The organism is Parvibaculum sp. (genome assembly GCF_030694575.1).
In the GTDB taxonomy this organism is placed as follows: Bacteria; Pseudomonadota; Alphaproteobacteria; order Parvibaculales; family Parvibaculaceae; genus Parvibaculum.
In genome coordinates this window covers 1-7763 of record NZ_JAUYUS010000095.1, presented here as the reverse complement: position 1 = coordinate 7763, position 7763 = coordinate 1, and the positions used below count along the sequence as shown (strand labels likewise).

At 62.5% G+C, this 7763-nt stretch carries 9 protein-coding genes; 5 read left to right on the top strand and 4 right to left on the bottom strand.

Annotation, left to right across the window (positions count from 1 at the left end; genetic code table 11):
- Positions 1 to 129 precede the first annotated feature (129 nt).
- A complete protein-coding gene (gene ctrA, locus Q8S60_RS13375) occupies positions 130 to 837 on the top strand; it encodes a response regulator transcription factor CtrA (RefSeq protein ID WP_305278613.1) in 708 nt (235 codons plus the stop codon).
- An 81-nt stretch (positions 838 to 918) separates the two neighbouring features.
- Here the strand turns inward: ctrA and chpT are convergent, their stop codons facing one another.
- Entirely contained in the window at positions 919 to 1584 is a 666-nt protein-coding gene (chpT, locus tag Q8S60_RS13370) for a histidine phosphotransferase ChpT (protein WP_305278612.1), read from the bottom strand.
- A gap of 152 nt (positions 1585 to 1736) precedes the next feature.
- On the opposite strand from chpT, the gene cysQ reads away from it, so the two are divergent.
- Entirely contained in the window at positions 1737 to 2543 is an 807-nt protein-coding gene (gene cysQ, locus Q8S60_RS13365) for a 3'(2'),5'-bisphosphate nucleotidase CysQ (protein ID WP_305278611.1), read from the top strand.
- A 336-nt stretch (positions 2544 to 2879) separates the two neighbouring features.
- On the opposite strand, the gene Q8S60_RS13360 is transcribed toward cysQ, so the two are convergent.
- From Q8S60_RS13360 to Q8S60_RS13350, 3 genes are read right to left on the bottom strand one after another with little or no spacing between them, the layout of a single operon-like run.
- Positions 2880 to 3230: a YdbL family protein gene (locus Q8S60_RS13360; RefSeq protein ID WP_305278610.1), complete on the bottom strand. Its 351-nt coding sequence runs from the start codon at positions 3228 to 3230 to the stop codon at positions 2880 to 2882.
- 8 nt (positions 3231 to 3238) lie between these two features.
- Entirely contained in the window at positions 3239 to 3466 is a 228-nt protein-coding gene (locus Q8S60_RS13355; RefSeq protein WP_305278609.1) for a YnbE family lipoprotein, read from the bottom strand.
- Positions 3463 to 5559, bottom strand: a complete 2097-nt coding sequence (locus Q8S60_RS13350; protein WP_305278608.1) for a YdbH domain-containing protein — start codon at positions 5557 to 5559, stop codon at positions 3463 to 3465. Before Q8S60_RS13350 ends, Q8S60_RS13355 begins: the two co-directional genes overlap by 4 nt.
- Before the next feature lie 188 nt (positions 5560 to 5747).
- Here Q8S60_RS13350 and Q8S60_RS13345 point away from each other — a divergent pair, with 188 nt between their 5' ends.
- The 3 genes from Q8S60_RS13345 (at position 5748) to Q8S60_RS13335 (ending at position 7716) form a co-directional block, all read left to right on the top strand.
- Positions 5748 to 6401 carry a DUF1134 domain-containing protein gene (locus tag Q8S60_RS13345; RefSeq protein ID WP_305278607.1) on the top strand — a complete coding sequence of 218 codons (654 nt, stop codon included), beginning with the start codon at positions 5748 to 5750 and terminating at the stop codon, positions 6399 to 6401.
- An 88-nt stretch (positions 6402 to 6489) separates the two neighbouring features.
- Complete coding sequence (locus tag Q8S60_RS13340) at positions 6490 to 7224, top strand: hypothetical protein (RefSeq protein WP_305278606.1); 735 nt, start codon at positions 6490 to 6492, stop codon at positions 7222 to 7224.
- Positions 7225 to 7305: 81 nt separating this feature from the next.
- Complete coding sequence (locus tag Q8S60_RS13335; protein WP_305278604.1) at positions 7306 to 7716, top strand: MAPEG family protein; 411 nt, start codon at positions 7306 to 7308, stop codon at positions 7714 to 7716.
- Positions 7717 to 7763 lie beyond the last annotated feature (47 nt).

The following is a 7763-nucleotide window of genomic DNA, read 5'->3' as shown; positions in this document are numbered from 1 at the left end:
TGACCCGTAAATTTTTCTGAATTTTTTTCATTCCGATTAACCTTTGTTAACCAAATCGCCGTAAGGTCCAAATTATGGATTAACCAAGCCGCTGGCGACCGGATATTCCGATCGCCGAGAGGGGGACCAATGCGAGTTCTGCTCATCGAAGACGACAGCGCAACAGCGCAGAGCATTGAGCTGATGCTCAAGTCGGATGGTTTCAATGTGTACACCACCGACCTCGGTGAAGAAGGGGTCGACCTCGGCAAACTCTACGACTACGACATCATCCTCCTCGATCTGAACCTGCCGGACATGAGCGGTTACGAGGTCTTGAAGTCGCTGCGCGTCGGCAAGGTCACCACTCCGATCCTCATTCTCTCCGGCCTCGCCGGTATCGAGAACAAGGTCCGCGGCCTGGGCTTCGGTGCCGACGACTACATGACCAAACCTTTCCATAAGGATGAACTGGTGGCGCGCATTCATGCCGTTGTCCGCCGGTCCAAGGGTCATTCGCAATCCGTCATCAACACGGGCAAGCTGACCGTCAACCTCGACACCAAGACGGTTGAAGTTGAGAACAACCGTGTTCATCTGACCGGCAAGGAATACCAGATGCTGGAGCTGCTTTCGCTCCGCAAGGGCACCACGCTCACCAAGGAGATGTTCCTGAACCATCTCTATGGCGGCATGGACGAACCGGAACTCAAGATCATCGACGTCTTCATCTGCAAGCTACGCAAGAAGCTCGCGGCTTCGACCGGCGGCGATCACTACATCGAGACGGTGTGGGGAAGAGGCTATGTGTTGCGCGACCCGGCCGAGGGGAATATGCCGGCCAAGGCGTCTGCCTGACCGGGCAGCCGGCCTGCGGCACGAAAAAGGGACGTCCGGGGGGACGTCCCTTTTTTATTTTGATCTCTAATGCCGGAGGCGTCAGACGCCGGCACCGCTGTCGACAAAGGATGCCTCGATCGAGAAGTCGTCCCCGTCCATCCTCGCATCGATGGAAAGCCCGAGTGAGCGCGCAACCAGGCCGGTGAAATAAGGTTGCGCCGCCCGGGCATCGAGAAAGCGGTCCGGCGCACGGCCGCCCAGGAACTTCGCGGTCTCTTCCGGTATCCGGGCCGCCTGACCGACCGAGCGTACCCGCAAGATCGGCTTCGCGAGATCGCCGTCCACCGACACCGCGACTTCGCCGCCGCGCGGGATGGCAGCCATGCCGATCAGGATCATGTTGAGCAGGAGCTTCACATAGTCCTTGCCGATGGTCGCCGCCGGCGCATCCCATACGAGGGTCGCCCGCTCGCCCATCATCAGCCCCTCGGCGACGGACTTTGCATCCTGCAGATCGAGTTCGGCTCCCGCCGACCCAGCCGCACCGAAGCAGAGCCGCGCAAATTGCAGCTTGGCCGAAGCTTGCGCCGCGCTCTTCGCGATCAACTCCATCGCGTGGCCCCTCATCTCCGGATCGTCGTCGTCGGCCAGCACCTCGAGCCCGTTCGTGATCGCGCCCACCGGGCTGATGACATCGTGGCAAACCCGGCTGCACATCAACGCGGCGAGTTCCAGTGCGGAGACCTCGGTCGTTGTTTCACTCATATCCATTGCCCCAGAACCCCGAAAACCCTAGAAAGCCTGATACCATCGCACCGCACTCAATGCCAGCCCCGGTGCTTCATTTGCCGCTCAGCCAGCCCTTGTCCGGGTGCTGGCTCCCTCCGTTCCATACAACAATGCCAGAGGACAGCGAATTGACGAGCCTGATTTCCGACAGAGCCGCCCTCACAGATGAATTGCGCCGGATTGCCCTGGCGGCAGGCGCCGCCATCATGGATCATTACCGGACCGATTTTGAAGTCATCCGCAAGGACGACAACAGCCCCGTTACTGCCGCTGACAGGGATGCGGAGGCGCTGATCCTGTCAGGCCTGCGGCAGGCCGTGCCGGAAGTTCCGATCGTATCCGAAGAGGCGGCCTCCGGAGGACACGTTCCGGAGTTCGGGCATCGCTTCTTTCTCGTCGACCCGCTCGATGGGACCAAGGAGTTCATCAACAAGAACGGCGAGTTCACGGTAAATATCGCGCTCATCGAGGACCGTTGGCCAGTCGCCGGCGTTGTCTATGCGCCCGCCAAGGAGCGCATGTTCTTCGGCTACGGGCCAGGCGACGCCTATGAACAAACCGTGGCACCGGGAGGCGCGGCAGATGCCGCGGAACCGCGGCGCATTGCGGCCCGCAAGCCCGACGCGGACGGGCTGGTCGTGATCGCGAGCCGGACACATCGGGACACGAAAACGGATGAATACCTGAACCTTTACAAGGTGAAGGAGTTTCTCGCCGCCGGATCGTCGCTCAAATTCTGCCTGATCGCGGCCGGCGAGGCCGATCTCTATCCCCGTCATGGACGCACAATGGAATGGGATACGGCGGCCGGGCATGCGGTCCTGCTCTCGGCGGGAGGCAGCGTGACCCAGCTCGACGGCACGCCGCTCCTCTACGGCAAGACAGAGCGCGGGCTCGACAATCCCTACTTCGTCGCCCGGGGCGCCCTCGCCTGAATTTTCCGGCCTGAATTTTCAATGTGATGCGGCCTCCTGAGCTCCGGACCGGAATATTTTCCCGGTCCGGAGTCTGGTGCTGTCGAGGCCAACGGAGGCGACCAAGCCGGTCGGCGCGAACCGGCGAACTGGCCCCCCGACCGTCGGGGGTCCGCGCCGACCCCGCCACGCAAAATCGATGCAGGCGGAAAAGCTGGTCGGAAATGAAAGTGCAAGCGCTGTGCCGCGCCGGATAGCCGGGATATCGGAGAAACCGCCGGTCATCGCCCCACAGAAAGACAGAACGGCGAAGAAGCACTCCTCAAGTAAGCGCTGCCGTGCCGGAACGATACGCGGTCAGGGCTTCTTCACCCATTGCCCGGAGGCGTTCTGGACATATTGGCCGGAGGGGGTCTTGGCGATGAGCTTCTCGGCCGCAAGCTTTTCAACCGCGTTCAACGTCGCGCCCGCCGTTTTTGCGGCGATCTCCTGATAGGAGGCGCGGCGGCGCAGGTTGATATCGTTCACCATCGTCCTGAGTTCAGGCGTCGGACTGGCCGTCACGATGCCGACATAACCGGTCAACTGCTCACCGACGAGCCCCTGGGCTTTGGCCGAATCGAGATCGATGGCAAAAGCCGGCGCGGCGGCGAAGAGCGAAGCCGCCAGCATCAGCATCGCAAGAATGGATTTCGGAAAAAGGCGCATGCTCTTCCTCAGAACAGGTCGGGGTTTGACGCGAGCAGATCGTCGAGGTCGCGGTCTATCTTGATCCGCACCTCCTGCTCGATCTTGACGTTCAGATTGATCTCGATGGGTTTGTCCGGTGCTTCGATCTTCACCGTCGGATTGCAGGCGGCGAGCAGCATCGAAACCGCCACGGCGAACAATGCGCCGCGGCTGAAGGAAATCGCTCCAATGGCTTTCGGTTCGCGCAAGCTCATGGCTCCGTCTTTTTGGCGGGAGGCGTCACCGCCGGATTCGATTGCTGTTTTATAAGTTCAAGCGGCCTGAAACCAACGGTACCACGTCGCAACACATCCGCAAGCGATCCTTCCAGCTTCACATTGATGGCGAAAGGATAGCCGTCGTAGAGATCGGGATTTGAACCGCGCAAGGCGAGACTGAGCACGAGATCCCCGTTTGCGTTGCCCGACAAGCCGCCCGATAGCTCCTTGTAGTGAAAGTTGCGCAACGCGTCGGTCAGCAGTTTCGTCTGCTCGCCGGATGCCGCGTCGGCGGCGCCGCTCGTGTAGACGATAATCCCGTCATCTTCGGCCGCCAGGCTTCCATCGAGAAGAATGGGATCGCCGTTCCTGATGACGACGGGAATTCTCCCGCTGATGCGCCCGGTCGCCGTGAGCCCCGGCACCTCCACCATTTTCAGCAGGGCCGCAAGATCGACATCCTGGACGGTGAGGGTGAATTTCGCATCGGACGCAGTGACTGAAGCGCCCGACGAGACCAGTACCAGCTTGCCTTCGGCAAATGGCCAGGTCGCATCCACAATACGCAAGCCGCTTTCATTGAGATCGAAGGCGATCACGCCGTCGGCAAGCGGAACGCCCGCCTGAAGCATTTTCACCTTCAGCGTCTGCACACCCCGAGTCCTGAGCGGCAACAGGCTCGCGAGCCGCACCGTTCCATTGAGCCCTTCCACCGTAGCCGCCGATGCAACGAAACCAAGATTGGCAAGCGTTGCTTGGCCGGAGCTTGTCAGCCCGCGATCCGACAGCACCGCCTCCGCGACATAGCTCGCCTTGCCGCCCATACGGGTCACCGTGCCCTTCAGCATCGGAACAACGGTCTGAAGCTCGAGCTTGCCCGGAGAGAAACTCAGATCGCCGCTTGCGCGGACTTTCCCCTGCCCCGTCGCCATATCGTAGGTGGCCGCCAGATTGCCGAGCCGCGCGCCGCGGATGGCAGGAAGAGCGCTTCGCGCGACGAGCTCCGCGCTGATGACCGGCTGCAGAAATTCGACACGCCCCTCCATCGTCAGTGGGGCGAAACGTTCCGGCTTCGACAGGTCGTCGACCCGGAGCGCAGCCAGATCGAGACGGAATGGCGAAACCTCATCGCCGTTTCCGAAAGTCTTCGACAGCCGCACCGGCCCGGAAAATGAGGCGGAACCGGCGGCTGTCTGACTGAGGGCGAGCTTGTCGAGCGTGGCATCGACAACCACTTCGGCGGCACCGTCCTCTATTTTCGCCTCGGCGCGATACGCGAGCCCGCCTTCGATGTCGAGATAGAAGGGCTGGAGCAGCGGCGACAGCGTGGCAGGCGTGACGCCATTCCGCGCCAACAACAATGAACCTTGGGCCGTCGCCGCACCAGTCTTCGCGGTGCGGTTATAGTTTCCTTCGGCCTGAAGCAGCGGCACGGGTCCGGCATCGCCGCTCTCCGCGGAAAGATCGCTTTCGAAAGAAATCGTCTCTCCGTCGAGCCGGACATTGCCGGACGCAATCACGGGCGCGAACCGCGCGGGCGCAACGGTTTCGGAAATCTTCATCGCATCCGTCGTCACCACAGTCGCCGTTCCGTCTGTCGTCACTTCGAGAGGCCCGCTGAGCAGAAAACCGCCCTCCGCCGTTTCCAGCCTGACCTGCGCGTTATCGACATGAACCGGCGGCAGCGACAGCGCGCCGTCCTCGCCTCCACCGGCAAGCAGCGGGTCGAGCACGCCGAGCGACACCCCGCCTTCTGCCAGACGAACCCGAAGCCATGCCTCGCCAATGTCGATCGACCGGACCTGGCCGGACAACAATTCGCCCGGCGCATAGGCGACTGTGACGCTGTCGACCGTGGCATCCGGATTTCCGGCAGGGCCAATTTTTATGTCGTAAAGGGAAATGCTCCGGAGGCCGATGAAACCCACGCTGAACGATACCGGCTCGACGCCTCGCTGCGCCAGCGCCCGTCCGATGACCTGCTCCGCCAGCGCCGCCCGTTCTGTCCAGACGTATAGCAGCGCCGCACCGGCCAGCACGAGCACAAGCGCGGCAATGAAAGCGATCCGGCCCCGCCATGAATTCAGCATCGCGCCTCTTCCATTCTGTATCGCACGCGTGCTTGCCCTTTTCCGGTCACCGTTTCGCCATCCTGCACCGCCATTATCGCCCCGCGCCGCCGCCCGGGGATTAATGCTGTAAACTTCGCATGAATTGGGGGCGATTCGATGGCGGCAAGGTTCGACAGACGCCGGATTCGACAAGCAAGGAAGCGGAAATGACGACAAGACAGCGCCCGATGAAATCCCACCCCGTAACCGTTCACGCACCGGCACGCGCCGACCGGCTCGCATGGCAGCTCGCCGCCGGTATTCTTGCGCTTGCAGCGCTGATTGTTTTCTCTTCCGCTCCCGCCTTCGCGCAGACGAACCAGCAGCAGCAACAGACGGATACCTACCAGGAAGGCGAGATCGTCAAGGAGGCGGGCGACTTCTTCGGCGCCGTGTCGAAGGGTCTCGCCGATGCGATCAACACCGTCTTCGAGCGCTACGGCGAGCCGAACGCCTATATCAAGGGCGAGGAAGCGAGCGGTGCCTTCGTTCTCGGCCTGCGCTACGGACAGGGCGAGCTGGTGATGAAAAACGGCACGCGCGAGCGGGTTTACTGGCAGGGCCCGAGCGCCGGCTGGGACTTCGGCGGCAACGCGGTGAAGGTCTTCACGCTGATCTACAACCTCCCGAACGGCGAAACGATCTATCAGCGCTTTCCGGGCGTCGAAGGAAGCGCCTACCTCGTGGGCGGCATCGGGATCAACTACCAGCAGCGCGACGACATCGTGCTCGCACCGATGCGCTCCGGCGTCGGCCTGCGCCTCGGTGCCTCTGTCGGCTACCTCAAATATACGAAAACCCGCGAGTGGCTGCCGTTCTGACGGTAGAAGCGTTACGGCTTTTCTGGCAGGCTGACGCACCTTTTCCACCACCCCGTGACGTCGCCGAAGCCAGCGATGGGAGGATCCCATGATCGAAAGCCTGATGCTGATGGCGCTTGGCTTTCTCGTCGCAACGCTGTTCGCGATCGTCGCCGCGCAGTTCGTGTGGCGGCGTGCGGTGACGGTGACGACGCGCCGGCTGGATGAAAACGGCAGCATGGCCGCCAGAACGGCGGAACTGGATGAGATGCTGCAACGCCAGGAACGCGAAGCGGCGCCGCTGCATGACGAGATCGAAAGGCTGCGTGCGCAGCGGCAGGAACTCGCCGACGCCAACAACGACCTCGCCCGCGAGAATAATCGCCTGATCGCGGACGCCCGGGATTTGGCGAGCGAAATCAACCGGTTGACCACCGAGGTCGCGACCCGCGACGCGCGCCTCGACGGCGCCGGAGCCGACCTCGGCAGCCTCGAACGGGCAATCGCCGAAGAGGCCCGCCGCCACGAGGAAACGCGCGACCACCTGCAAAGCCTGAGCGCGGCGGCCGCGCAGCTGGCCGCGGACCTGCGCGCCGCGGGCCCGGCGGAAGCGCCGAAAAGCGTTGCGCCGCAGGCACTTGAGCCCTATCCGGACGACGAGCGCGACGAGGATGCGCGCACCCTCGCCGAGGTGAAAGCCTCGCTGCTCGCCGAACTGGACAACACGCCGGAACCGGAGCAGGCGCCGGACCGGGAACCGGAAATGGCTGAAAACAGCCATATCGGCGACCGGACGCTCGCCGCCCGCATCCGCGCGCTCGAGGCCGGCGTCGCCCCCCAATAGGCGCCAAGCCCTTCTTTTATTTGCCGGAATCAGCGCAAGCTGATCTTCTTGATGCCGGGTACCGCATTGGGGAGAACCGCCATGACGAGTTTCGCTTATCCGCTGACCGGCCTGGTCACGCTCATCACGCTGATCGTCTATTTCTGGATGGCCTACAAAGTCGGCAAGGCACGGACAACGCACAATATTTCCGCTCCGCGCACCGACGGCCCCGACGATTTTCTGCGCGTCATGCGCGTCCATGCGAACACCGCCGAGGGGCTGCTGATCTTCCTGCCGTCGCTCTGGCTCTTCGCGCTGACGCTCGGCGACATGTGGGCAGCGCTGGTCGGTGTGATTTATCCAATTGGCAGAGTGGTTTACGCGAGAGGCTATTATGCCGCCGCGCTGAAACGCTCGACCGGCTTCACCATCGGCCTGCTGTCGACGTTGGTGCTGTGGCTCGGCGCGCTGATCGCGCTCGCCATGCAGGCGATCGCCGCCTATCTCTAGCGGCCAACACACTGATTTTATGGAAGAATCTGGTATCCCCTAGGGGA